The 1200-nt window shown below is 55.7% G+C and carries 1 protein-coding gene and 1 pseudogene; one reads left to right on the top strand and one right to left on the bottom strand.

Annotation, left to right across the window (positions count from 1 at the left end):
• Window positions 1-272: pseudogene (locus RE6C_RS32905) on the top strand (hypothetical protein); the annotation flags it as partial.
• Window positions 273-578: 306 nt separating this feature from the next.
• Here the strand turns inward: RE6C_RS32905 and RE6C_RS14470 are convergent.
• A complete protein-coding gene (locus tag RE6C_RS14470) occupies window positions 579-1052 on the bottom strand; it encodes a hypothetical protein (RefSeq protein ID WP_008657660.1) in 474 nt (157 codons plus the stop codon).
• Between the last annotated feature and the right edge of the window lie 148 nt (window positions 1053-1200).

Here is a 1200-nt window from a genome sequence, read left to right as displayed (position 1 = left end):
TAGGCGTGATTCTCGCGCTCGCTGGCGTCTTTCCAGCCTGCAATGCAGTTAGCCTGACCGAAACGCGGATCACCCGTGCTGAAAAAGCAGCGAAGTGGCTGGAAAATGATCACGATGATGATCCGCAACTTTTAACCCACCTGACTCGAGGAATCGTTAATCAAATCGGTACGTGTCAGCAGTGGGCAGGGAACGGGGGTGCAAATGCCCTCAAAAGTACACCTGGGTCGTCACACGTTTTGGATGATTTGAGTGCTAGGGCTTCAGAGTGAGGGGTGGAAATTCGCAAATTCCATCCTTCACCACGGTGGTCATCTCCACCGATCAGCCAATGAATTCCGTCTTTCTTTGCAAGTGCAACATCAACGTCGAATCGTCCATTGAAGAAACATCGCATGTTTTGCGGTGTCAAACGAACATCATGCGTTTAGGACATCCGCGTTATCCGGTCACGCCAAGCATTCAAAACCACTGGAACCGAGCTGATCGCAGCCGAAGCTCTGGGGGCTAAGAAAAACGCTGCCATGCCCACCGTCCGGGAACGATGGGTATGGCAGATTTGACTGGCCTGGCAATTGCTAGTGAACCAATTGATCCTTGAGTTTGCCGATCAGTTCGCTGGCTTGCTTCAGTGTCAGTCGTTGCGGCGAGGAGACGCCGTAGACCTCGTCCAGGTGCGACGCCAGTCGCGTGTTGGTCTTCGACGCGATCGCATGGATCGCTCGTACCTGAGCTTCCGTTGCCGGACGCGGATCCGGCCCCGATCGTGCGTGGCTCTTGGAATGCTTGTTTTCGACCTTGCCATCCGGTCTGCTTGCAACCTCCCGGTCAACCTGTCGCCGACACACAGCGAAGGCTTGTTGCAAGCGATCCGAGAGCCGGCCGGCGTCCGCGTTCACTTCATCGTCGATGTCGATTTCCATTTGGCAGGTTGCAGCGGTTTCGCCACCACCAGTCTGCCCGTCGTGGCGAGTCAAGCTCACCGTCATTCGTGTCGTCATGTCCGTATCCTTGTTGGTGTCAGAGAGTTTGGTTTCAGGGAGGTGAATCACTGCCGGTTAAAAGCCAGTGACAATGGAGCCATTCGATCTCGGCCTCAATCGCTTCCGAGCGGAGAGCGAAAGAGCCAAGCACGGGACCACCGACCGGTGAGAGATCGGCGGTCCATTGACCATGCATCGTGGGTTCGACGTGGGACCC

Source organism: Rhodopirellula europaea 6C, assembly GCF_000338295.1.
Taxonomy (GTDB): domain Bacteria; phylum Planctomycetota; class Planctomycetia; order Pirellulales; family Pirellulaceae; genus Rhodopirellula; species Rhodopirellula europaea.
Note: the sequence above shows the minus strand (reverse complement) of the source record. Positions and strands in the feature narration are given on the sequence as shown.